General features: G+C 39.3%; 19 protein-coding genes and 1 pseudogene. 6 read left to right on the top strand and 14 right to left on the bottom strand.

Going from position 1 to position 23,827, the window contains the following annotated elements:
* Positions 1 to 33 precede the first annotated feature (33 nt).
* The 3 genes from A5888_RS19665 to A5888_RS19655 are packed head-to-tail and all read right to left on the bottom strand — an operon-like array spanning position 34 to position 2,406.
* Positions 34 to 921 (bottom strand): RluA family pseudouridine synthase, encoded by an 888-nt coding sequence (locus tag A5888_RS19665; protein WP_086349147.1) that lies wholly within the window; start codon positions 919 to 921, stop codon positions 34 to 36.
* A 7-nt stretch (positions 922 to 928) separates the two neighbouring features.
* A complete protein-coding gene (locus tag A5888_RS19660; RefSeq protein ID WP_086349146.1) occupies positions 929 to 1,726 on the bottom strand; it encodes an NAD kinase in 798 nt (265 codons plus the stop codon).
* Between the two features lie 14 nt (positions 1,727 to 1,740).
* Positions 1,741 to 2,406, bottom strand: coding sequence for a GTP pyrophosphokinase (locus A5888_RS19655; RefSeq protein WP_086349145.1), 666 nt, complete (start codon positions 2,404 to 2,406; stop codon positions 1,741 to 1,743).
* Positions 2,407 to 2,583: 177 nt separating this feature from the next.
* On the opposite strand from A5888_RS19655, the gene A5888_RS19650 reads away from it, so the two are divergent.
* On the top strand, positions 2,584 to 3,153 hold the full coding sequence (locus A5888_RS19650) for a CYTH domain-containing protein (RefSeq protein ID WP_086349144.1): 570 nt from the start codon (positions 2,584 to 2,586) through the stop codon (positions 3,151 to 3,153).
* Positions 3,154 to 3,268: 115 nt separating this feature from the next.
* Positions 3,269 to 3,919, top strand: a complete 651-nt coding sequence (locus tag A5888_RS19645) for a DsbA family protein (RefSeq protein ID WP_086349143.1) — start codon at positions 3,269 to 3,271, stop codon at positions 3,917 to 3,919.
* A gap of 46 nt (positions 3,920 to 3,965) precedes the next feature.
* Here the strand turns inward: A5888_RS19645 and pepF are convergent, their stop codons facing one another.
* From pepF to spxA, 4 genes are all read right to left on the bottom strand, one after another.
* The gene (pepF, locus tag A5888_RS19640) at positions 3,966 to 5,783 is read right to left on the bottom strand and encodes an oligoendopeptidase F (protein ID WP_086349142.1); all 1,818 of its coding nucleotides are present in this window, start codon (positions 5,781 to 5,783) and stop codon (positions 3,966 to 3,968) included.
* A gap of 314 nt (positions 5,784 to 6,097) precedes the next feature.
* Positions 6,098 to 7,279 carry a competence protein CoiA gene (locus tag A5888_RS19635; RefSeq protein ID WP_086349141.1) on the bottom strand — a complete coding sequence of 394 codons (1,182 nt, stop codon included), beginning with the start codon at positions 7,277 to 7,279 and terminating at the stop codon, positions 6,098 to 6,100.
* Positions 7,280 to 7,443: 164 nt separating this feature from the next.
* Positions 7,444 to 8,094: an adaptor protein MecA gene (locus A5888_RS19630; protein ID WP_086349140.1), complete on the bottom strand. Its 651-nt coding sequence runs from the start codon at positions 8,092 to 8,094 to the stop codon at positions 7,444 to 7,446.
* 364 nt (positions 8,095 to 8,458) lie between these two features.
* Positions 8,459 to 8,857 (bottom strand): transcriptional regulator SpxA, encoded by a 399-nt coding sequence (spxA, locus tag A5888_RS19625; RefSeq protein ID WP_086349137.1) that lies wholly within the window; start codon positions 8,855 to 8,857, stop codon positions 8,459 to 8,461.
* Between the two features lie 376 nt (positions 8,858 to 9,233).
* Between spxA and trpS the strand changes: the two genes are divergently transcribed.
* Positions 9,234 to 10,250 carry a tryptophan--tRNA ligase gene (gene trpS, locus A5888_RS19620; protein WP_086349136.1) on the top strand — a complete coding sequence of 339 codons (1,017 nt, stop codon included), beginning with the start codon at positions 9,234 to 9,236 and terminating at the stop codon, positions 10,248 to 10,250.
* Between the two features lie 52 nt (positions 10,251 to 10,302).
* Here trpS and A5888_RS19615 read toward each other — a convergent pair whose 3' ends face one another.
* Positions 10,303 to 12,018, bottom strand: coding sequence for an ABC transporter ATP-binding protein (locus A5888_RS19615; RefSeq protein ID WP_086349135.1), 1,716 nt, complete (start codon positions 12,016 to 12,018; stop codon positions 10,303 to 10,305).
* Positions 12,019 to 12,445: 427 nt separating this feature from the next.
* Between A5888_RS19615 and A5888_RS19610 the strand changes: the two genes are divergently transcribed.
* A complete protein-coding gene (locus tag A5888_RS19610) occupies positions 12,446 to 13,153 on the top strand; it encodes an HAD family hydrolase (RefSeq protein ID WP_086349411.1) in 708 nt (235 codons plus the stop codon).
* A 69-nt stretch (positions 13,154 to 13,222) separates the two neighbouring features.
* On the opposite strand, the gene A5888_RS19605 is transcribed toward A5888_RS19610, so the two are convergent.
* The 6 genes from A5888_RS19605 to A5888_RS19580 form a co-directional block, all read right to left on the bottom strand.
* Complete coding sequence (locus A5888_RS19605; RefSeq protein WP_086349134.1) at positions 13,223 to 13,630, bottom strand: contact-dependent growth inhibition system immunity protein; 408 nt, start codon at positions 13,628 to 13,630, stop codon at positions 13,223 to 13,225.
* A gap of 32 nt (positions 13,631 to 13,662) precedes the next feature.
* A complete protein-coding gene (locus A5888_RS19600) occupies positions 13,663 to 16,866 on the bottom strand; it encodes a DEAD/DEAH box helicase (protein WP_086349133.1) in 3,204 nt (1,067 codons plus the stop codon).
* An 11-nt stretch (positions 16,867 to 16,877) separates the two neighbouring features.
* Positions 16,878 to 20,006, bottom strand: a complete 3,129-nt coding sequence (locus A5888_RS19595; protein ID WP_170924769.1) for an AAA family ATPase — start codon at positions 20,004 to 20,006, stop codon at positions 16,878 to 16,880.
* 1 nt (position 20,007) lies between these two features.
* Complete coding sequence (locus tag A5888_RS19590; RefSeq protein ID WP_086349131.1) at positions 20,008 to 21,150, bottom strand: exonuclease SbcCD subunit D; 1,143 nt, start codon at positions 21,148 to 21,150, stop codon at positions 20,008 to 20,010.
* A 293-nt stretch (positions 21,151 to 21,443) separates the two neighbouring features.
* Positions 21,444 to 21,653 (bottom strand): hypothetical protein, encoded by a 210-nt coding sequence (locus A5888_RS19585; protein WP_086349130.1) that lies wholly within the window; start codon positions 21,651 to 21,653, stop codon positions 21,444 to 21,446.
* Between the two features lie 23 nt (positions 21,654 to 21,676).
* Complete coding sequence (locus tag A5888_RS19580) at positions 21,677 to 22,294, bottom strand: lysophospholipid acyltransferase family protein (RefSeq protein WP_086349129.1); 618 nt, start codon at positions 22,292 to 22,294, stop codon at positions 21,677 to 21,679.
* A gap of 448 nt (positions 22,295 to 22,742) precedes the next feature.
* On the opposite strand from A5888_RS19580, the gene A5888_RS19575 reads away from it, so the two are divergent.
* A complete protein-coding gene (locus A5888_RS19575; protein ID WP_086349128.1) occupies positions 22,743 to 23,477 on the top strand; it encodes a tRNA1(Val) (adenine(37)-N6)-methyltransferase in 735 nt (244 codons plus the stop codon).
* Positions 23,467 to 23,718, top strand: a pseudogene (locus tag A5888_RS19570) (GIY-YIG nuclease family protein); the annotation flags it as partial. The gene A5888_RS19575 and the pseudogene A5888_RS19570, both read left to right, overlap by 11 nt.
* Between the last annotated feature and the right edge of the window lie 109 nt (positions 23,719 to 23,827).

The raw sequence follows: 23,827 nt of genomic DNA, 5'->3' as shown, positions 1-23,827 counted from the left end.
TTTCCCCTCCTTCATTGGGTCTGTCTGAAGTGCCTAGCCAATAATTGCCTGCATATCCTCCGCCAAGGCAGAATCGATACTGATTTTTTCTCCTGTAAATGGATGAACGAAACTCAAATAGCTGCAGTGCAATGCCTGGCGCATTATTCCTTGCTCCATTGATCCATTGTATAATTCATCCCCTAAAAGTGAACAGCCAATACTTTCAAAATGCACGCGTATTTGATGTGTTCGACCTGTATGAAGTCGAATTTTTACAAATGCCCAATCATTCTTTTTCTTTTCAAGCCAATATTCGGTTTCCGCATGTTTCCCAGTTTCTATAACCATTCGTTTCAGCAACGAAGACATATCACGACCAATCGGTGCGATGATTTCAGCATGATCCAAAAGAGAGTCGACCATCCCCCCAACAAGTGCATGGTAAATCTTTACCACCTGTTTTTGCCGAAGCTGCTGATCAAGCAACGCATGTGCAAAGCCATGCTTGGCGAACAGCATTGCTCCTGAAGTGTCGCGATCCAATCGAGTAACGATATGAATCACCTGATCCTTGTAATTCATTCGCTGGTAATAGCCTTTGACCATATTTGCCATCGTTTCACTTGTATGGTATTGCGAAGGAATCGATGCGACACCCGTCGGCTTATTTACAACTAAAAAGTGCTCGTCCTCAAACAATATAGTTATCGGACTATCTGATGGACGCATCGTCTCATGCTGTCCTTCATCAGGAATCATGATCTTCAGTTGATCTCCTGTTGCTAATTTATACAACACATTTTCAACTTGGTTATTGACCGTAATCTGGCCACCTTGAAATTTTATCTTTGCCAACAGCCCCTTTGACACACCCTGCTCCTTCAAAAAGGACTTGATCTGTTGCGGCTGCTCCTTTGAAAAAAGCCATTGAAATTCCATATTTCTTCTAATCCTCACTGATAAATGCATCTTTGACTCTGTGCCAGAAATGCATATGCTTGTATGATGCAAAGTGGATACGTTCATCTGCGATTCGATAATGAATCGAATCTACATTTTCCTGATAGATATTCAGCTGATCCACTGTAATCAAATAATCACTACCCTCACGCAAATCAATAGACACCCATTCTGAATCTGCAATCACCATTGGCGAGCCTAATGTTCGGAAAACGCGATTGTTCAATGAAGCAATCTCTGCAAGCTGAAAGGCATTAATACTCGGATGAATCACTGCACCACCCACACTCTTGTTGTAAGCAGTTGAACCTGTTGGAGTAGAAACGGACAAACCATCCCCTCTAAATCGTTCAAACAATTCATCCTTTATATAGACATCTGCTGCCATTGTTCGGTTTGACCGCTTGATTGTGGATTCGTTCAATGCAAGAAAATGTCTATCCGGCACATCATCACAGAATTTAATCGTCACATCCAACAAAGGATAACTGATACTTTTCTCCTGCTCTATTAAAAAGCTGGAAACTAATTCTTCCAGCTCATAGTCTCGCCAATCTGTGTAGAACCCTAAATGTCCAGTATGGACACCCAAAAATTTCACATCATTCAAGCGATGATTGAATCGATGAAAGGCAGAAAGCAGCGTTCCATCTCCGCCAACAGAAATAATCAGTTCAGGATCGGTTTCTGATACCTCGATCTGTTTCTGTTCCAAAAGAGCCAGCAGCTGTTGTGTGACTCTTCTAGATTTTTGCTCATTGTTATGAACGATTGCTACCTTCATGCCTTGTCTCCAATCTACGTTTGACCTTCGTCTTTCTTCTTATGATACTTCTTCGCCGATTTTCCTCTTCCATGTGAGAAAAGATGCTGCGCTTCCTGAATTTCTTCTCGGATATTCGACATTTCCTCATCGAGCTGGTAGGCTGCTTCCGCTGCTCTTTGAAGTCGATCATTCAGCTCTTCCGGAAAATCGCCATGATATTTATAGTTTAATGAATGTTCGATCGTTGCCCAGAAGTTCATGGCCAACGTTCGAATCTGTATCTCAGCTAAAATCTTTTTTTCTCCCGTTATCAATTGAACAGGGTAAGTAATCACCAAATGATACGACCGATAGCCGCTCTCCTTCTTGTTGGTGATGTAGTCACGCTCTTGAATAATTTCCAGATCCTTGCGGTTTCTAATAATTTCAACGACCTGATAAATATCATCAACAAACTGACACATGATGCGTAGCCCCGCTATATCCTGCATCTCTTCTTCCAGACGATCCAGCGGAATTTTTCTTAAATCAGCTTTCGTCAAAATGCTAGTCACCGGTTTCACACGTCCTGTTACAAACTCGATAGGGGTATGCTTGTTATGCTCATTGAATTGTTTACGGATTCCCCGTAATTTTACTTTCATTTCTCCAACAGCTTGTTCATATGGCGCAAGAAAAAGTTCCCAGTCTTTCTCCATATTTCTCCCTCAATTTCCTTGAATTTGGCCCACTGCCTATTTTACCATAGACCGAAGAAAAAATGGATTTTTTATTCTATTGTAAGAATTATCAAAAAAATCAAACATATCAGTCACTTTTCTTGACGAAACTACGTAATCTATGTAAGAATTAAGTATAAAGAAGGTGAGTCTCCCTTGAGCAAAAATTTGGAAATCGAGTATAAAACGATGCTTTCAGAAGAGTCGTTTTTCCGAATTACTGATTACTTTCAACTGAAAGAAGAAGACTTCTTTGTTCAAGTGAATACCTATTTCGATACACTTGATTCACAGTTGAAGCAAATGAATGCTGGTTTACGGATTCGGTCCTTTACTGATAGTGCGGAGATTACCTTAAAGCTTCCTGAGAAGGTTGGCTTATTGGAAATCACAGATACAATTTCTCTGACACAAGTGCAAGAGATCACAAAATCCGGTGTATTCCCTGAAAATAGTGAGGTATTTCAAAAATTATTACAATTGAATATTACTACTCCCTTACATAAAATCGGTCAATTGAAAACCAAGCGAGCACAAAAAAAACTTCCCCAAGGTTTATTAGCTCTTGATGAAAGCTGGTATAACAATGATCATGATTACGAACTAGAGTTAGAGGTTACTGACGCTGTATCTGGAAGAAAGGCGTTTGAGCAGCTATTAATTACTTTGGCTATCAAAGAAATTAACGCGCCAAATAAAATCCAGAGAATGATGTCTTCTTTTTAGCAACTCTGTAATGCAGATGAGCAAAGTATTTCTTTTTTCTTTGTTTTTTTGGTACATTACATGAATTGGTTCGTGTTGTGCATTATGTCAAAGAGTCGAATTGGAGGAAGTATGAATGATTGAAATCTATTTGTTCGTTAATCCGCTAGGGAAAATCTGTTTGAACATAGAGAGAGAGATTTTGAAATTTGCACAAGCAGAAAGCAAGAAGATACAATTACGCTTAATTCCACTGGTAAATATGAAAACGATTAAGAACCTACTTAAAGTCCACGCCATTACATCTACTGATATCACAGGAAGAAATGAACTGTTCGAAAATATGTATTCTGCTGCATTAGATTTTAAGGCCGCCCAACTGCAAGGTAAGAAAAAGGGCCGACATATCCTTTTGAATCTTCAACAGATGATAGCAGAGGAAAACATCCCATATTCAACTGTTCTAGCCGAAAAGCTGATTGTTGAAGCTGGCGGCGATTTGGAAATGTTTCAAGCCGATCGTCATTCAAGTTTCGTGAAAGACTCTTTTCAAATCGATCAGCAAATCGCGCGAGAAATGGGTGTTTCAAAACATCCTTCTGCAGTTATTTACAATTATGCCTGTGACAGAGATTTTGGTGTTCTGATTGAGGAATACCTAACAATCGAGCATATCAAGCGTCTTTGTGAAACATCTGAAGAGAATTACGTTCATTTCCATGATCCGATTCAGTTGGCTGAAGATTTCGAACACTCCGTCCCTAAAGGACATTTACATTTACTATAAAAAAACGGAAACAGCTCGTTATTGCTGCTTCCGTTTTTTTGCTTCTCTATTTTTCCAGCTTTTCGATCAATGTTTCTAGTTCTTTCAAACGTGTTTCAAAAACTTGCATTGCATCTTCAATATAGCTAGGCTGTGTCATATCCACCCCAGCTTTTTTCATTACTTCAATCGGATAATCACTGCTTCCTGATTTCAGATAGCTTAGATATTTATCCAATGCCTCCGGTTCTTTTTTCAGAATTTTATCTGCCAAAGCAGAGGCTGCTGAAAAACCAGTCGCATATTGATAAACATAATAATTATAGTAGAAATGAGGAATTCTTGACCATTCCAACGCGATTTCTTCATCTACCGTCACTTCCGGTCCATAATATTTCACGTTTAACTCTGCATAATTTTCATTCAGAAAATCACTGGTCAGCGGTATTCCTTCTGCATCCTTAGTATGAATAAAATGCTCGAACTCAGCAAATTGTGTTTGTCGGAAGATCGTTCCTTTGAACCCATCCAAGTAATGGTTCAACACATACGCCCGAACATGTGGATCCTTCTCAGTTTCTAAAAGATACTCTGTTAAAATATTTTCATTGGTCGTTGATGCAATCTCCGCCAAGAAAATCGAATAATCCCCATAAACATATGGCTGGTTCCCTCTAGTGAAATAGCTATGAACACTGTGACCCATTTCATGAACAAGCGTATAAAGCTGGTCCAAGCTATCATGCCAGTTCATCAGAATATACGGGAATGTATCATACGCACCAGATGAATATGCACCGCTTCGTTTTCCTTGATTTTCAACAACATCGATCCAACGATTTCCAAAAGCTTCTTCCACTACAGCTAAGTATTCTTCACCCAAAGGCGCCAATGCTGCTATTGCTTTCTTTCGTGCATCTTCATAGCTGAACTTAACAGGAGCATTTCCAAGTATCGGTGTGTACATATCATACATATGCAGTTCATCTAGCTTCAACAGTCGTTTTCTCAAACTAACATAGCGATGAAGTAACGGTAAGTTTCGGTTAACAACATCGACCAATGTTTCATACACAGCTTCCGGAATATGATTCCCATCCAAAGCAGCCGCTCTTGCAGAGCTATAGTTTCTAACTTTTGCTTTATAATTGTGCATTTTCACATGAGTAGACAACGTAGAAGCAAATGTATTGTTAAATTGCTCATAAACGCTGTAAAGCTTTTTAAAAGCCGCTTCTCTCACTTCTCTTGATGTACTTTCCATCAGCTGACCATAGACTCCATGGCTCAGTTGAATTTTTTCTCCATTCTCATCTTCAATGACCGGAAACTTCAAATCTGCATTATTCAGGACAGAGAATGTGCTGCTGGAAGCACCAAAGATTTCACTGGCACCAGCCAAAAGAGCTTCTTGTTCCTCACTTAATACATGCGCCCGGCTATCTAACATATTCTCAATAAAATGTCTGTAAACTTCCAGATCAGAATTTTCTTTGAAATAACCCCAAATCTCCTCATCTGTCAAAGAGAGTACTTCCGGCTCAAACCACGCTACAGCCTCACCTACTTGAGAATAAAGAGAACCTGCTCTGGAATTCAAGGCTTGATATTTAGAATTTGTTGTATCTTGGTCATTTTTCAAATGAGCATAGACATAGATCACTTCTATTTTACGGAAAACATCAAGTAAATACTCGATTCCTTTCAGGAAGTCCGCACTGCCATTCCCTAAGGTTCCTTTTAGTTTTTTCGCAGTTTTTATTTCCTCTGACAATTCTTCATACGCTTTTTCAAAGGCTTGATCATCCTTAAAAATAGGCGTTAAATCCCAGGTCAGCTCTGTCTCGATTTCTTCACGTTTTGGTAACTGTTTTGCTTCACTCATACCTGCATTCCTCCATTCATACTATCTACAAAAATCCTTATTCACCTGTTAATACAAGTAAAAGAAATAAGCACTTTGCTTGTCTCTTTCATCGGATATATGAATCACGATAAATCATTTCCAGCATGAGAAATTACCAGTTCCACTAAGGTAGGACTTCCAATGGAATGTCGTGGATAAAAGTAAGACTGACTACTCGCACGAACATTCAATACATTCTCTTATATCAACTGACTTCTCTTCCCCTACCGGCGTTAGTCCTAGCAGGTCTTTCCCCTCTTGCCTATTTCGTCGTATTCATATAGTCTATAGTATCATATTTTTACTGGTGTACCAGTAATAATCACTTCTGTTCCCCATTTCTTATCCAGAAAAAGTGTTGAATGCGGCTTTACTGTATTAGTAGGATCAATAATTATCTGAAAGCCGTTTTCCTCTGATGTTTTCTTTAGCACACCGCAAGATACTAGCCCTTTTATCAAATAATGCGTCTGCCATTTTGCTAAAATCGGTAGCTCAATTAATGGAAATAATTGGTCCAGCTTCTGCTTCACTAAATAATCACGTGAAAAAGCTAATAGTTCCTCTTTCTTGATCACCTGTTTTTTTCGTCCCCTCAGCAAGTCCCAACACTGATACTTGAATAGTAGATCAGAGCCATTCAAGAGGAATCCACAATTAATTGGATAATAAAACCAAGGATGTAAGCTGAGCAAGTGTAAGCCATTTTGATAGTACAGGGACTGAACCGCCATTATATCACGCTTTCTCCCTCTCAATTTTTTATAGATTTCCTGATAAGCCGTTGACATTTCCTCTTCAGGCAAATATTCTCGAAAATGAAAAAGCCTTTTCTCAAACTCCTTATCCATGATTTCCCTCAATCTCTCCTCACCGAAACTCCAGCACTTTGTTCCATAGCGCATCTTGTTTGCTGCTAATTCTATATGATAACGTAGATAGAGTTTCTTTGTACGCCAATTTGCTGTCCATAAATGAAACCCAAGCTTTTCTGAATAGCTGCAAAATCTCCTGATTGCTTTTGAATTCTTTCCGGTATTCCAAATATGCTCTCCGCAAATCCAAAATGGCTGATACCCATTTTTTATATACGAAGCTGTTCTTTTTTCCATATCAGTCAAAGTCAGCGTGCTACATTGAAACTCGATTGCTAAATGACCAATCAACAAATCTGCTCGTTGTTGTATTTTTGGGATATAGGCTTCAAGTTGGTGAGCAATTCCCTGCTGCGAACACCATTCAACCAATAATTTTTTTAAAGTCAAATGCTCCTCTGATTCGCCTGTATTGGTAGATAAACAACTTTGATCTGATACATGCGCAAAATGAGGAATTCTGATCCTACCTCTTTTAAGCCGAACACGTTGATCACATATCGGACAAAAAAGACGTAACTTTCTCCATTCACCACTAGATTCTCTGGAGACCTGAGCCAAAGAAAATAACTTCCCCTCACTATTTTGTGCTATCAACATGTCATTCACCTCATAATAAAGTTACGCATGTTTGACCTTATCTCATGAAAAATATGTTTTTTATGCTATGTTCAGCTTTGTCCTCTATCACACCTTGGAAAATTCTTGAAAAAAGCTGACAAAAAAATAAGACGACTGAAAACTCAGTCGTCTTATTATTCATCTTAATGAAAGTAGTATCTTGTTAATTCAATCGCATTTCGTTCCATAATGCAACTTCCGTATTCGTTCAGAACTTCCGGCGTTACAGCCGACTGTTGCCCAAATTCAAGCAATCTGGACCACTCATTCTCAATTTCAGTTACAGAAACCTCATCTAAGAAAAACATTACTTGTAAAAAGTACTTGTCTTTGTATTTGTATAGGTTAGCCAGCATAGACTTAACATATATTTCATTGGCTAATTGAACCATTGACTCAAAACTATCCAACTCAAGAACATAACTTCTGATACTGTCGTCGATCAAGTCTTTCGTCTCATCAGTGTAGTTCGCTTCCAGTTGCTTTCTGATCATCTCACTTGCTTCATCAGAACTTAAATCACTGAAGCTCCCAATACTAGGTACATCTTCAACTGAAGCATTTTTGCTGATAAACAACTCTAAGCCATCGCTCTTCGGCAGGACCTGAAAAGTCACAGCTTCACTACCCTGAAATTCATCTTCAATATCCACTTCTTCTAAAATACTATAGAAAAAGTTTTCTACTTCTTTGTGATTTCCCAACAAATCCAAAAACGTGATGCCTCGATCTGCCAAGTCTTCATTGCCAATCAATACTCGAATCGTATTTTCATTAATATGTTCCATTTCCATCTGGTTCCACCTCGCTTTTTGCTCAAGTCAGGAAACTACTTCTTAGGTTAATTGTATAGCAATCGCCTCAAAAGTAAAGAGAAAAGTTTATTTATTTAGAATTTGCTAAATTATGTCCCAAATTAGAATAAAAGACTCACCTTTGTTGCTGTACAACTGACTTTACAGCCAATTATCTCTGACATATTTATATAAAAAAGAGACCTGACAACATTCATCATAAATGCGATAGGGCTCTCAAAAAAACTTGACAGAGAAAGACAACCATGTGATTATTTTCTCTGTCCATATTTTTAAATTTTGTTTGTTAGATTATCTAAAATCCATCACAGACTTACTGTAACAAAAAGTCTGTTGCGTATGTTTATAATCCAGCCATTAATTGTGCCTGCCGTAATTCAAGCTGACGGACATCTCTTGGTAAAAAACGACGGATTTCATCTTCATTGAAGCCAACCTGCAATCTCTTATCATCAATCATGATTGGTCTACGTAACAGTCCTGGATTTTCCTTGACCAGTTCTAACAGATCCTGTAAAGGAAGTTCATCAAGATCCATATTCAGTTTTTGGAAAACCTTAGAACGAGTTGAAATAATTTCCTCTGTTCCATCTTCAGTCATTCGTAGAATTGCTTTCAATTCTGAAATGTTCAATGGTTCTGAAAAAATATTTCTTTCCTTAAATGGAATCTCATGTTCTTGTAACCACGCACGAGCCTTTCGACATGACGTACAACTTGGGGAAGTATACAGTGTCAACATTGCGCATCACTCCTCTTTATGAGTTATTTATATATTTGGAACAGGAATAGCATCTGTTTTCCTATCCATCTATAGTATACCGAACTTCCAATTGAATTACTAGGGTATTTTTAAGAAAAATAATAATTTTTGTAATGTCAACATCAATTATTTTACCATTCAGACCGAATTAATACCCTATAGTAATAACATTATAACAAAATTAAACTTTTTATTAAAAGTTATCAGAACTAATACAGGTGTAAAAACTGTATTAGTTTGTGATTTTCGAGAATGAAGTGAGAAATATCACTTAAAACGAAGAAATTCTGTTCATTTCATTTTATTAATTGTATACTATTTTATAAGTGTAATTAATAGAATAAGGTGGGTAATTATGGAAACGATTTTCTCAGGTATTCAGCCGAGCGGTACGCCAACGATCGGTAATTATATTGGCGCAATGAAGCAGTTTGTGAATCTTCAGGAAAGCTACAATTGCTATTTCTGTATTGTTGATGAGCATGCGATCACGGTTCCTCAAGAACCACAAAAATTGAGACAACAGACACGTAGCTTAGCAGCTCTCTATTTAGCTGTTGGACTTGATCCGGAAAAAGCAAAGATTTTTATTCAGTCAGAGGTCTCTGCACATGCTGAGGCAGCTTGGATCATTCAATGTAATACATCAATTGGTGAGCTAGAGCGAATGACACAATTTAAGGATAAGTCGCAAAAGAATGGTCGGACAGGTGTTAGTGCCGGACTACTTACTTATCCGCCATTAATGGTTGGAGATATTATTTTATACAACGCAGATTTGGTTCCTGTTGGTGAGGACCAAAAGCAACATTTAGAGCTAACAAGAGATTTTGTCGAGCGCTTTAACAAGCGTTATGCGCAGCCAAATCAGGAAATCCTAACAATGCCGGAAGTGAAGATTGCTGAACAAGGCAGCCGAATTATGAGCTTACAGAATCCAACGAGCAAGATGAGTAAATCAGATGCAAATCCTAAAGGGTTCATTTCTATGTTAGATGAGCCAAATGTTATTCGTAAAAAAATCAAATCAGCTGTAACTGACTCTACCGGAGTGATTGAATATGATCCTGAAAACAAACCAGGTATCTCTAACTTGCTAAGTATCTTTTCTGCTGCTACTGATCGTTCGATTGACGAACTCGCAGAAGCCTATAATGGCAAGGGGTATGGAGAATTCAAAACAGATTTAGCTGAAGCGGTTGTTGCGCTGCTTGAACCGATTCAAAACAGATATAAAGAGTTGCTTGTTTCAGAGGAGCTTGATGACATTTTAGATCACGGTGCTGAAAAAGCCCGTTTGGTAGCAAACAAGACATTACAACGTATGAAAAATGCTGTCGGTCTAGGAAGAAAACCTAAAAGAAATAAATAACTGTTGATATAAATGAAAAAGAAACAGCTTTTAAAACTGTTTCTTTTTTATTTTAATTTCTGAACTGAGCATCATGCAAACGACGGTAATGACCACCTTGAGACATTAGTTCTTCGTGAGATCCTTCTTCTAAAATTCCATTCTCGCTAACAACAATAATTCGTGTTGCATGTTTTATCGTAGCGAGTCGATGGGCAATGATCAATGTTGTTCGCCCACTCGACAGTGAATTCAAGGATTCTTGGATAACCTGCTCTGTCTCGGTATCCAAAGCAGAGGTTGCTTCATCTAAAATAAGAATCGGAGGATTTTTCAAGAACATCCGTGCAATCGCCACACGTTGTTTTTGACCACCTGATAATTTCACACCACGTTCACCAATCACAGTTTCTAGCCCCTCAGGAAGCAAATCAATCACTTTCTCCAAATGAGCTAGTTTCACAGCCTGCTGGACCTCAGCTTCAGTTGCATCAAGCTTTCCGTAAATAATATTTTCACGAATGGTACCTGGAAATAAGAAAACATCCTGTTGAACAATGCCAATCTGGCTTCTCAAGGACGCAAGGGTCATCTCCCGAATATCCATACCGTCAACAGTGATCCTACCATCAGAGACTTCATAAAATCTTGGAAGCAGATTACACAATGTCGTTTTCCCCGAACCACTTTGGCCAACGAAAGCAACTGTTTCTCCGGTTTTAATTTGAAGGTTGATATGATTCAGTACTTTTGTAGAATCCGCATAGGAAAAAGACACATCCTCATAACGGATATCGCCATTCAGATGATTCACCGCAATAGCATTTGGTCGATCCTGTATCGTCGGTTTTTTATCCATTTCCTCAGTGAATCGTTTAAATCCAGCAAAACCTTTTGGATAACTTTCAATCATGTTATTGACCTTTTCAATAGGACGAACAAAGATATTTGCCAGCAAAATAAATGCGACAAATGCTCCCTCTTGTAATTCTCCTTTAATTGTATAATAGCCGCCAAAAATCAATGTAAACAAATTAATTAGACGGATCATCAAATAGTTGTATGCTGAGCTGATCCCCATTACTTTATAAAACAAAATCTTAGATTGTCTATAGGTCTGATTCAAGCCTTCAAAACGCCCACGCTCAAATGGCTCATTTGCAAAAGATTGTGTCACTCGAATGCCGCTGACAGACGCTTCGATTCCAGCATTGAAATCAGCCAAATTATCATATATCTTCGTATTTACCTTGGTCATTTTTTTATTGAAAACAATCAGAGCTATTGCAATAAATGGCAATAATGCAATTGTCGCCAGTGCAAGCTTCACATGGTAACTCATCATCAAAATAAATGCTCCAACTAACGTCATCACGGTGATGAAGACATCCTCCGGCCCATGGTGGGCAACTTCAGAAATCTCAAAAAGATCTGTAGTCAATCGACTCATCAATTTCCCGGTTTTCTGATTGTCATAATATTCAAATGGCTGAGTCTGTAGGTGCTCATACAATTCTCTGCGCATATCTGTTTCGATATTTACCCCTAACTTATGGCCGAAAAATACAACAATATACTGTAAAATCGTATTCAGTATATAAAAAAGAAGCAGGCCTAAACATGCCATTGCAATCAAGCGGAAATTCCCTTTAGGCATCAAATCATCTAGGACCTTGTTCACCACAACTGGAAATGCCAGCTCCAAAAGCCCCGCCAAAACCGCACAGCTGAAATCCAGTATGAACAATCCTTTATAAGGTCTATAATAACTAAAAAAACGTTTTAACATGTTTTTCCTCCTTTCCAAACACTCCTCCTATTATACGAGAAGAAAATTTAAGTTGCAAAAGAAGTTGAATAAAACCTTATATAAACAGTAATATTTACTGAATCAAAATGACTAAAACGACTATTTTTTTCATGTGAAATCAGCTACAATGTTCTTGTTTGAATCTTTTCAGAAAACTATCACAGCAACACTTGATACAGAAGAGATTCTCTTTAGCAGAAAGCGCGCGCAACCTACTAAAAGAACAAACATGCAAGAAAATGAAAAAACAAAACAATTACTTGCCTTGGTTCCTCAAAATTATAAAGGAGTACTATTCCTCTTATTTAGGAGCCTCTAGAGGAATAGCTATCGGACCTCAAAAATGAAGAAACTGGGCAGTTACCTGACCTGTTTTCTCAAAATTATAAAGGAGTTGTCTTTCTTGATTAACACAGTTGTTTTTGATGTTGATGATACCATCTATGATCAGCAAGCACCTTTCAGAGCTGCAGTGAAAAGAATTTATCCTGATTTCCCTGTTGAAAAAATGCACGAGCTTTATATTCGTTTCCGTTACCATAGTGATGTGACGTTTGAAAAAACGATTACCGGTGAATGGACATTGGCGTATATGCGCTTCTACAGACTGGATGAATCATTAAAAGATTTGGGTTATCCAGCAACAACAGAAGAGGAAAGTGCTTCTTTTCAGAAGGCCTACGAAGATGAGCTAGGAAAAATCGTTATGCATCCTGAGGTTGCGAAAGTATTGGATTATCTTAGCCAGAAACAAGTTCCTTTAGGTATCATTACAAATGGTCCGACTGACCATCAGTACAAAAAAGTAAAACAACTAAACCTAGAATCTTGGGTTCTATCTGATAATATTATTATCTCTCAAAGTACTGGCTTCCAAAAACCTGATAAAGAAATTTTCGATCTAGCAGCTCGACAGTTCGCTATGAATCCTGAAACAACCCTTTATGTTGGGGACAGTTTTGAGAACGATGTCGTCGGTGCTCACAATGGTGGTTGGCAGTCTTTATGGTTTAATCATAGACTAAGGGCTGTGCCAAAAAATACGGAGCTGACCTATGTGAAAGAAGTCACCTGCTTTGATGAACTATTCGCCTCAATTAAAGAACTTGTTTAAAAATATCAATCATTAAAAATGGCAGCCTGCTCAATATTTTGAGTAGACTGTCATTTTTTAGTTGAGGTATTACAAATCAGCTATCCTAATTTTGAACTTCTCGAATCGTTCCATAAATTCTTTTTCCTCAAAATCAAAATCCCACAGAGAGGAATCAATGGATGCTTCAACAAGCAATGACAACTTTTTCAGCTCCATTTTATAAGAAAGCAATTTCTCTAGCGGTGCCTCAGCCAATTGTTCTAAACTCTGTCCGTCCCACATTGTACCAGCTAAGGGATCAGCTTCAACAAATGCAATTGCCTTTTTGACCGCTAACTCTTCCAGCACACGCTGAGTAAACATCATATAGACATCATTTTCAGTTAACTCGTCTTCCGTTTTATTCAAAAGCTCGTTATACCAACGGTCATATTTCACTGAATCTTGAGTTACATCAATAATCTCTTGTAGCGCATAAATTTCTTTTATTTTCATCTTTTTTCCTCGTCGCAATATGAAGCTGATGTCTAGCCCTCATCTCCCATACTCAGAATTGACCGGATATCATCTTCGGTCATTTTGTTGAGTTGCTGCTCATTTCCTTGGATGACTTTTTGGAATAGCTCTCGTTTTTCCTGCTGTAGCTGATCCATTTTTTCTTCAATGGTTCCTTCGGCAATCATCCGATAGACTTCAACGACTTTCTTTTGACCCATTCGATGGGCGCGTCCTGCAGCCTGTTCCTCAACAGCCGGATTCCACCATAAATCGTATAAAACAACTGTGTCGCCCCCTACAAGGTTGAGTCCTGTACCACCTGCTTTTAGTGAAATCAAGAAGACATCCTTTTCTCCTTCATTGAAAGCATTAACCATGTTGATTCGATCGATTGGGCTAGTGCTACCTCGCAAATAGAATGTTTCAAGTCCCTGTTCATTCAACTCAGCTTCTATAATGCTTAGCATACTGGTAAATTGAGAAAATAAGAGTACCCTTCTGCCATTTTCCTTCGCCGTCTGCAAAAATATTTTTACCTGCTCTAATTTGCCTGAGCTACCATGGTAATCATCCATGAACAGACGCGGATCACAACAAATTTGGCGTAAGCGTGTCAATCCGGCTAAAATACTGATACGATTTTTCTTGAACTCTTCCCCATCCATTTGACTGATATCTTCCTGCATCTTTCTGAGATAAGCAAGATACACAGCCTTTTGCTCTTCGGTCAAAGTACTGTATAGATTATTCTCGATTTTATCCGGAAGGTCAGCCAATACATTTTTCTTATCTCGTCTCAATATGAACGGACGAATCATTTTCGCTACTTCTTCGGGACTTAGTTCTCTAAATGCCAATTTTTTGGGAAACAAGCCTGGCAATACCAACTGGAAAACAGACCACAGCTCGTCCAAGGAATTTTCTATTGGGGTCCCACTCAAAGCAAATCGCTGTGGAATATTCAGCTGACGTAAGGCCTGAGCTGTCTTTGTCCCACTATTTTTAACCATCTGTGCCTCATCAAGAACTAAATAATCAAGTGTCAATTGCTCATAGATTTCTACATCTTGACGGAAGCTATTATATGAAGTGATCAACACATCCTGCTTTTCTGCCTTCTCCAACAAGGTCAGGCGATTTTCCTTTTGACCTGTGATAACTAGCTCATTCAAATCAGGCGCAAATTTTTTAAGCTCTGCCGACCAGTTATAAATCAAACTTGCTGGAGCAATAACCACAGCTGGATGCTTCAACTTCCCTTCTTCCTTTTCTGACAGTAAGTAGGTAATCATTTGAATCGTTTTCCCTAAACCCATCTCATCAGCAAGTACTCCGCCAAAGCCGTAATGTCCAAGCATTTTTAACCATTTGAAGCCTTCAACCTGATAATTTCTTAGTTCAGCATGAAGATTTTTTGGCACCTGTGCCTCGAAGTCCTCTGGTGCTGTCAAATCTTTAACAAGCTGATTAAATGAGTCAGAAAACATCGCTTGCGCATTTCCTTCTAGCATATGTTCAAGAATTAAGCCTTGATTTTTTGGCAGCTGGATTTTTCCTCTATGATTTTTCATATTTTGACGAAGCTTTTCAAGAATTTCACTGGTTTGATAGAACTCCTCTGAATCAAAGGAAAGTATCTCACCTGATTCAAGTGTGTAAAACGAATCATTTCTTAGCAGGCTGGCCAAAACGGCATCGATTTCCTGCTCATCCACGCCAACGATATCAAAACGCACATCCAACCATGAATCAGAGTCTGAGACCTCGATCGTCGGTTGATGACTTTTAGCATCTAAATATAACTCCCGAAGCTTTTTGCCCATCAACACTTCGCCCAATTTTTGAAATGCCGGAATTTCTACTTTAAAAAAGTAATACAACCGCTCACCACTTGGTAATAGCTTGCCATAACCGGTTTCTTTTTCTGTATAAGAGTATTTCTCTAGCAACTTCGTAACAACCGATTCTTTTCCAGTATCTCTAATTACTTCTCTTTCTTGATCTGGTGTGGATGTATGCTTAGCATCTGTAGAAAAAACAGTTGTCCCATAACAGTAATCGACACGAACATCTAGCATATTTTTGATTTTTCTAAAAATAAGCTTTACGCGTAACGGCTCAATGACCAAGGCTTGCTCGACATTTTCTGCTACAGACACCTTCCCTAATTTTTCCAGCAAAGGCATAACCGAGCTGAATAAATCAGATAGCTGCTCCTGTTCATAGACTACTTCCGGGCGTTCCATTCGCTTCAACAGCTGTGTTAATATACTATAAATTTCTTCCTGTTCCCTAGTCAGTAGATAAATCGTATCACCGGAGATCCCCCAATGGTAATGACTCAGAAATGGTTGAAATAGATTTTTAATCGTTAGCTGATACTGCGTTCCATCTTTATTAATAGAAAATGCCAGTGGTAATTCCGTCGATGAAAATACAGGCTTTCGGATTTTCCTGTCTGCTGCATTTAAATGAAAAGAACCATTGATTTGCATCTTTTCGATCAGCTGTTGCGCCTGCTCCACAGGTAAAAGAATATATCGTTTATCAAGCTTGCCGTTCACCTGAAGGCCTTTCGACCCTAGCAATAGACTCGTTTGGTAAATCAACGTCAGCTGCGCTATTATCTCTTTATCCTTTTCTGAAAAAGCTTCTTGTGTCAATCGCACCGTCTGCTGCTTGTTTAAAGAAAGCAGCTCTTCTTTTTGAATTTTTTGAAAAAACTCCCCAATATTTTTTATGATGTAGGTCTTTTTCTTCGCTTCACGAATGCCCACTCGAAGAGATACCCCCAAAAGAGCAAGCTCCGGATAATAACTATTTGTTTCAATCGTGTCAACTGTATATTCAACAATCAACGAGGGCACTTGTTTTTGCTCAAGCGGTCCCTGTAGTTTCGCAAATCCTTTTGTAAACATTTCCGCATTCGATGTCTTTTTTGTTGAAATCACTGCATCTGGCTTATTCTTCATGACTCTTGGTATCCCTTTACTTCGAAGGTAAAGCTCTACAGCCACCGTATGCTTACAGTACCCCTGCTCATGCCAATAAGGGCACTCACAGCGATCCTGTTCTTTGGGACTACCATCCAGCTCAACTAAGTAAAGCTCTGATCCTAAAACCTCACCATACCAAATCTGCTTTTCCCAATCCTGTACAACAGAAAGTACTCTGCCTTCATTTAGATATTCCCGACCTCGTGTAATAATTCGATCCGGTATGCTCCATCTCATGCGCTCACCCCCTACATCACTTGATAGGAAACACTGCTTTGTCCAGCACCATTTGTTTTGATCTGCAGCTGTTGGGAAATTCTGCTTTTCAGCTCCGCAACGTGGCTGATAATTCCTATCATTCTTCCTTCATTTTCAATTGTTTCTAGTGCCTCGATCGCCATTTCCAACGCTTCCTCATCTAAGGAACCAAATCCTTCATCAATAAACAAGGCTTCGATCAACACTCCGCCAGCCTGTTCCTGTATGACTTCCGCTAAAGAAAGAGCCAATGCTAACGCTGCGATAAAGCTTTCGCCACCTGATAATGTCCTAGCACTACGACTAGCGCCTGCATTGTCATCGTAAATGTTGATTTCCAATCCTGTTTGATTTTTATAACTGTTTTTCTCACTATTCAACTCAAATTGGTACCGACTATTTGTCAATGAAGCCATTCGTGCATTCGCAGTTTTCAAGACTTCCCGTAAATAAGTTTGCAGAACATATCTTTCCAGACTTGTTTTTTTCAAGTTGTCTCCGTTAATCGTCTCAGCAAGTTGTTGCAAGGAAGCGACCTCTTCCCATTTTTGGTCTACAGCCTGAATCGCAGCTGTGATTTCCTTGAAAATAGCGGCATTTGCGGCATACTTCTCTCTATTATGATAATAAGAGTCTTCTTGTTCAGAAATTTCCTGCTGCTTCACTTCTAGCTGTTGCTCGATCTCAGTCAAATCCGGCAAGACTGTAGTACTCATTTTCTCCTTGGTTGCTTGAGTTCGAAAAGTTACTTCCTTAATCTGTTCTTCAAACGCCGCAATCTTTATCCGCAGACTATCTAGCTCCGTCAACTGCTCTAACAAGCTATCGATTTCGTCTAATCTATAAGAAAGGTTATGTTCTTTCAATGAGTGACGAATCTTCTCTTTGCTTGTCTCAAGAAACTGCTCGATTCGCTGAATTTCTTGCTCGAGATAATGGGTTTCTTGTGTCAGCTTCTGCTCCTGCTCTTTATATTCCAGTAAATTATTTTCAACTGCCTCTTTCTCTTGCTGCCATTCTACCCGCTCCGATTCAAGCTGTTGCAGTTTTTCCAATGCTTCTGAATAAGTAATTTCTTGATCCAGCTGCTGCTGTATCGTTTCCAGCTTTACTTGGCTTGCCTGTTGCTTTGCAGCTTGCGCTTCATACTTGGTCTTCCATTCAGAAAGCTGTTGTGCTTGCTGCTCAAGCTGTTCCTTCAAGCTTTGTTCCTCTAGCTTTCTCTCATTCAGCTTTTGCAGCGCCTCGTCATTTTCTCTCACGGTAGTTTGCAACAGCCGAATTTCTTCTTCGAGCCATTGCTCCTCTACAATATCAGAAGATACAGCTTGTTCCGGATCTGACTCCTCAATCACCTGCAAAAGCTTTGCTTGCTTCGTTTCCAGTCCGTCACTCAAATGTCTGCTCTGCTCTTTCAAGGCTTCAATATCCTTCACTATGCTGATTGCTTTTTCTTCTACAAGTTTGAGTTGGGCATCCATCCCATTCAAGCGCTGTTCCGCCTCTTGAATCGCATCAATCGAAACCTCTTGATGCGCCAGCTTTTTGGGATGCTCTAAAGCGCCACAAACCGGACATGGTTCTCCCTCTTCAAGTAGCAAGCTCAATCGACTGATTTGCAGCTTAGCCCAAACTGACTGCGCACGCTTCTGCAATTTCTCAACGCTAAGCTTTTCTTCATCCACCACTAAACGCTGTTGTTGTAGAGCAGCTAATTCTTTCTGATAACGAGAAAAAAGCGCACGCTCCGCTAAAAGCTCTTGCCAATCTTCAGCAATTTTCTGCCAATCCTTTTGTCTTTGCTCTAGTATCAGCTGTTGCTTCTCCAATTTTGGCAGCTCAGCAAGCGCTTGTGTCAACACCTGTTGTTGTTCAATCAATGCATCATTTTTTTGTTGTTCCACACGTAGCCGCTCACTTGCAAGCCCTAGTTCCTCTGACTGTAAGTCTTTTTCAAGCTGCTCTTTTTCCTCGTATAAAGGTAGCTTCATTCTCAGTTCAGTCAGCTGAACGTATTTTTCATTCATTTCCTCTTTGCGGTCAACTAATGCGTTTGCCTGTTGCTGGTATTCTTTCACTTTTGTATGAACAGCCGCTTTTTCTACCATGACAGTATTTAGTCGAGCCCTCTGCTTACGTAGTTCTTGTTCGTTTTCACCAATTGACTCAAGTGAATTTTCTTGTGTCTTTACCCATGTGAGCTCTTGTTCTTTCTGTTTCGCTCTATTTATTTCATCTTGCTTGAGAAGCAAAGTCTCATGCTCTTCAAGTAGAGCGTGGTATTGCTTACTCAAAACATGCTGTTCTTCGATTGTTGCTTTCTTCTTCTCAAAAGCCTTTAGCTCCGTTTTCAACCGTTCAATGTGTTCTTTTAGCTGTTTTTGACCTTCTTCTGATTCTATTTGTTGTTGAGCTAATAGCTGCAACCTCTTTTCTGTCAGTTCATCCTGAGGCTCTTGTTCCCAATAGACTTGCTCCATTTTCAGCTCTATTTTTTGGCGAATTTGCTCGATTTCTTGATTCTTCTTTTTCGACTGCTGCTTCAACTCTTCTCCCAAAGCTTGATACATTTGCGTACTAAATAGTCGCCTCAACACTTTTTCCTTCTCACCACTATTTGCAATCAAAAATGTTCGAAACTCTCCTTGAGGCAACAAAACAATTTGAGAAAACTGCTCTGCATCCAGATGCAGCAGTTCTTGAATAAAGCTATCTACCTCTCGCCGTTTTGAGTACTCCTTCATTTCCTTGCCTTCCGGATTTTTAATGATCAATGATATTTTTGCTGGCTGTGTACGTGTGCCATCTCCTCGTTTCTTGAACAGCTCTTGCTCCGGCTTTCTTGTGATCTCATAGAGGAATTCTCCATGTGAAAAAAGTAATTGCACTTCTGTCGGCTCCGAAGGATCAGCGAATGTTGACCGCAGTTCTTTTCCTTGTCGAAGCTTCCCAGAGCTTTCTCCAAAGAGGGCATAGCTCATACCATCAAATATTGTGGTTTTCCCGGCTCCGGTTTTTCCACTGATCAAGAATAGTGAAGACTCTTCAAAATTTGTGAAATCGACCGTTTCGTTGATATATGGTCCAAAATTTTTCAATGTCAATGTCAAAGGCTTCAACTTATTTCCCTCTTTCCTTTTGCTGAATGGCATCAAGAGACTCGTTCAACCATTGTTCCTGTTGATTTGTAAGCTCCTCTTCGGTCATCTCTTCAAAAAACTGTTTGCTCAATTCCAACGGAGACAGTTGCTTCACACTGATCTCTTTTGCTAGGATCTTTTGGTCATTTTCTCGTCCATAAACACGCTCCACCCCTAAAATATTGGGATAAATTTTTCGCAGTTGATACATCATATTTGGAATTACCGCACGATCTGTCAATTGAATAAACATGAAATCCTTTCGATCCAGCGACTCGTAAAATTCCTGCTGAGTCAATTCTTTAAAGGTCCCCTGCAGCTCTTTTATTTCTCTTTTTGGAAGCAGTGGATGGAAGGACAAATCAACTTTTTTCTCCTCAACATCAACAATCCAAACACCTTTTTCCTGTTTTCTTTCTGAAAGAGAAAACTTCAGCGGCGAACCGCTGTAACGAATACTGTCGGAAATCAACGCATCCTTATTATGTAAGTGTCCAAGAGCAACATAATCAAAGTCTTCCAGAAGGTCAAGAGGAACCGTATCCAGTCCGCCAACCGTCAACTTTGTTTCTGAATCTGATTTCGCACTCCCGGCCGCAAAAAAATGGCTGACTAGAACATGAGCCATTTCTGGTTTGAATTGCTTCTTGATTTCTTCTATCACGACTGTCATCGCTTGCTCGATCGTTCGAATTTCTTCTTTATTATCAAAATAAATTCGCGCATCACTTGGTTCAAAATAGGGCAGTAAGAACAACTGGACCTCCCCAAACTCAACGGGGTGGAACGCCTGCTCTAATCGGGTATGTAGATGGAACTCAGATTGCCTGAACCATGGTCCTCCGGTTTCCAGACGGATGGCGCTGTCGTGATTCCCGGAAATCGCAAAAACAGGAAATTTTTCTTCAAGATTAAGTTTGATGATCATTTGATTGAATCGCTCAACTGCATCAACAGAAGGCACCGAACGATCATATAGGTCTCCGGCAATGATAATACCGTCTACCTTTTCCTGCTTTGCCAGTTGGATCATTTGATCGAACACGTGCAATTGATCCTCTAATAAGCTGTAGCCATGAAGCTTTTTCCCGATATGCCAGTCAGCTGTATGTAAAAAACGCATTGTTTCACTCCTTGTCCCTAGTCATAGCTTTTTCATTAACACTTGAGCATTGAAATGAGTAAGCTCCTTTTCTAACCATTCATTTCTTTACCACTTTGATTAGTTAAACCTTTTCTTCTAAAAAATGACCTTCTTTCCATTATAACAAATTTACGAAGGAATGGAGAAAGACAATGATGCAGAATCTGACTATTCAGCAAAAAAGTACAGCTTCCCTCAAAATTAGGGTGCTGCACTTTTCATAACATTAGAAAAAAATCAGGTTTATCAGCTGATAGAGCTGATACTATCAGTTAGTTTAATTTACCGACAATTTGCCAAATATGATAATTAGTAGGCGTTATTCTACCGTACTTAGGCTGATCAGAATTAAGTAGCCGGATACCGTGAACATTCGAGCCTCCACCAAACTGGTCAAGATTCTCAACAACCCAATACCCCTCTTCACGAGTTGCTTTTACAACCGTAGCTATGCTTAACCGTAAAAACTCTGCTTCAGTCATATACTCACCTCATTCTCAGCGAATCATTTTGCTTCATAAGCAAATGTAGGATCCACTTCTGTATCCAATGCTGCAAAGGCTTCATTCATTCTTCGCTCCACTTCGGCAATGCCCTCTTTATCCATCTTTTTGATATCGCTGATGTCGATTGGTTCACCAAAGGCTACTGTTACTTTTTTACGCTTCAATAAATCTTTAAATGTTAGTGGCCCTTGATAAACAGAAGGAACAATTGGAACCTTTGCCAACTTGGCAATCACGGCCACGCCACCTTTTAAATCAGAAGAATGTCTTGTGCCGCTTGGGAACATAACTAAGCTTAATTTAGTATCTTTCAGCGTTTTAACAGGTGTCTTTATCGCACTTGGCCCGGGTTTTTCTCTATCTACCGGAAAGGCATTGGCATGTTTCAAAATGAAGCTCAATATTGGGTTTTTGAACAATTCTTTTTTTGCCATAAAGCTAAATTTCTTCGGTGAGGCTGCTACAGCTAGATGCAACGGCTCCCACCAAGTTCTATGAGGTGCGACCAGTACATAATTTTGGTCAGTTGGCAATCGATCCTTGCCCACAAGGCGCATCCTTCCATTAATAATGAATAGCACCACACGGACAACACCCCGCATAAATGTAAAAAACATCGCTTTTCTCCCTCTTCTCATGGTTACGGTCATCGTAACTCTGAATTATTTCGCATGATCTATATGTATAAATACTACTACCGAAGTGCGCATCTCTTTATTCCATTGTTTCTAATTTTGAGCACAAGAAAATAGCTCGTACAAGAAAAACTTCTACAGGATTTATACAGTCACAAATCTTTTTTTATTTTTTGTCTTTCATCATCATACCATAGATATTTTTTTGTGAAAATATTCTTTGTTTGTTTTCATAAAACAATTTCCATCTTGCACTACTAGAAAACAACTTGTATGATGAATATACTTTGATTCAAAGAGACGAAAACCAGATAGTATACTTAGAAAGAAATTCTTCAAAACCAACAAACAATTATGTCGGCTATCATTCTTCGACTTTTGAACGATTGATAACCAGCTCACTCATTTTACTCATAAAGGAGGACTCATTGTGCTTCATAGCGACGAACGTATTGATCAGCTGTATGCAGACGATATTCAGATTATACAAAGTAGCGAAGTTTTTTCATTTTCAATGGATGCTGTACTGCTCGCAAATTTCCCCAGTATTCCTAAAAGAGGATTGATTGTCGATCTTTGTGCCGGCAATGGTGCTGTCGGACTATTTGTCAGCAGAAAAACGACTGCCCAAATCAAACAAATCGAGCTTCAGCCACGGCTAGCTGATATGGGAAAAAGAAGCATCCAATTAAACAAGCTAGAAGAGCAAATGGAAATGATCCCCCTTGACTTGAAGGAATCAGCTTCTGTTATCAAACCTGACTCCGTAGATCTACTGTTGTGCAACCCGCCCTATTTCAAGGAGCTGCCAAGTAGTAAAAAGAACCCTAATCCCTATCTTGCAGCCGCTAGACATGAGATTCATACCTCGCTAAAAGAGGTGATCACTGTATCTGCTAAGCTGCTTAAAACAAATGGACGGCTAGCTATGGTTCATCGTCCCGATCGCTTTCTAGACATCATTACTGAGATGCAGCTAGCTAATATTGCGCCAAAACGCGTTCAGTTTGTTTACCCTAAACCAGATAGAGAAGCAAACATTGTCCTAGTCGAAGGGATTCTGCGCGGAAAGAAAGATGGCTTCCGCGTGCTTCCTCCATTTTTCATTCAAGATAAAGATGGGAACTATCAAGCAGAAATGGCGGCTATGTTATATGGAGAGTAAACATTATTTTTATGTTTTGCGTTGTCATGATGGCAGCTTTTATGGGGGGTATACGACTGATCCGACACGTAGGATCAAGGAACACAATTCTGGTACTGGCGCAAAATACACGCGACCTGCTTCCCGTCGTCCGGTTCTCATGATCCATCTGGAAGCTTTTTCAACAAGACCAGAAGCAACAAAAGCGGAGTATCAATTCAAAAAGTTACCTAGAAAAAGAAAAGAACGTTATTTAGAAACGGCTAAAACAGCTTGTACTATTCGAGCCTTTGAGGAAAGTGACAGCCTAGCTATCTCCAAAATAATAAGACGAAACTTCTTGGAAATCAACAGTATAGACTATCCGTTGC

This window comes from Enterococcus sp. 9E7_DIV0242, from assembly GCF_002140975.2.
GTDB classification, from domain to species: Bacteria; Bacillota; Bacilli; order Lactobacillales; family Enterococcaceae; genus Enterococcus_L; species Enterococcus_L clewellii.
This window is presented reverse-complemented; position numbering and strand designations above follow the sequence as displayed.

Coding starts and splice junctions, on each gene's coding strand:
- A5888_RS19605 (WP_086349134.1), bottom strand. CDS start 13,630: ATGAAAATAAAAGAAATTTATGCGCTACAAGAGATTATTGATGTAACT.
- A5888_RS19660 (WP_086349146.1), bottom strand. CDS start 1,726: ATGAAGGTAGCAATCGTTCATAACAATGAGCAAAAATCTAGAAGAGTC.
- A5888_RS19645 (WP_086349143.1), top strand. CDS start 3,269: ATGATTGAAATCTATTTGTTCGTTAATCCGCTAGGGAAAATCTGTTTG.
- A5888_RS19615 (WP_086349135.1), bottom strand. CDS start 12,018: ATGTTAAAACGTTTTTTTAGTTATTATAGACCTTATAAAGGATTGTTC.
- A5888_RS19600 (WP_086349133.1), bottom strand. CDS start 16,866: ATGAGATGGAGCATACCGGATCGAATTATTACACGAGGTCGGGAATAT.
- A5888_RS19665 (WP_086349147.1), bottom strand. CDS start 921: ATGGAATTTCAATGGCTTTTTTCAAAGGAGCAGCCGCAACAGATCAAG.
- A5888_RS19580 (WP_086349129.1), bottom strand. CDS start 22,294: ATGTTTTTTACATTTATGCGGGGTGTTGTCCGTGTGGTGCTATTCATT.
- trpS (WP_086349136.1), top strand. CDS start 9,234: ATGGAAACGATTTTCTCAGGTATTCAGCCGAGCGGTACGCCAACGATC.
- A5888_RS19630 (WP_086349140.1), bottom strand. CDS start 8,094: ATGGAAATGGAACATATTAATGAAAATACGATTCGAGTATTGATTGGC.
- A5888_RS19585 (WP_086349130.1), bottom strand. CDS start 21,653: ATGACTGAAGCAGAGTTTTTACGGTTAAGCATAGCTACGGTTGTAAAA.
- A5888_RS19655 (WP_086349145.1), bottom strand. CDS start 2,406: ATGGAGAAAGACTGGGAACTTTTTCTTGCGCCATATGAACAAGCTGTT.
- A5888_RS19635 (WP_086349141.1), bottom strand. CDS start 7,279: ATGTTGATAGCACAAAATAGTGAGGGGAAGTTATTTTCTTTGGCTCAG.
- spxA (WP_086349137.1), bottom strand. CDS start 8,857: ATGTTGACACTGTATACTTCCCCAAGTTGTACGTCATGTCGAAAGGCT.
- pepF (WP_086349142.1), bottom strand. CDS start 5,783: ATGAGTGAAGCAAAACAGTTACCAAAACGTGAAGAAATCGAGACAGAG.
- A5888_RS19590 (WP_086349131.1), bottom strand. CDS start 21,150: ATGCGTTTTTTACATACAGCTGACTGGCATATCGGGAAAAAGCTTCAT.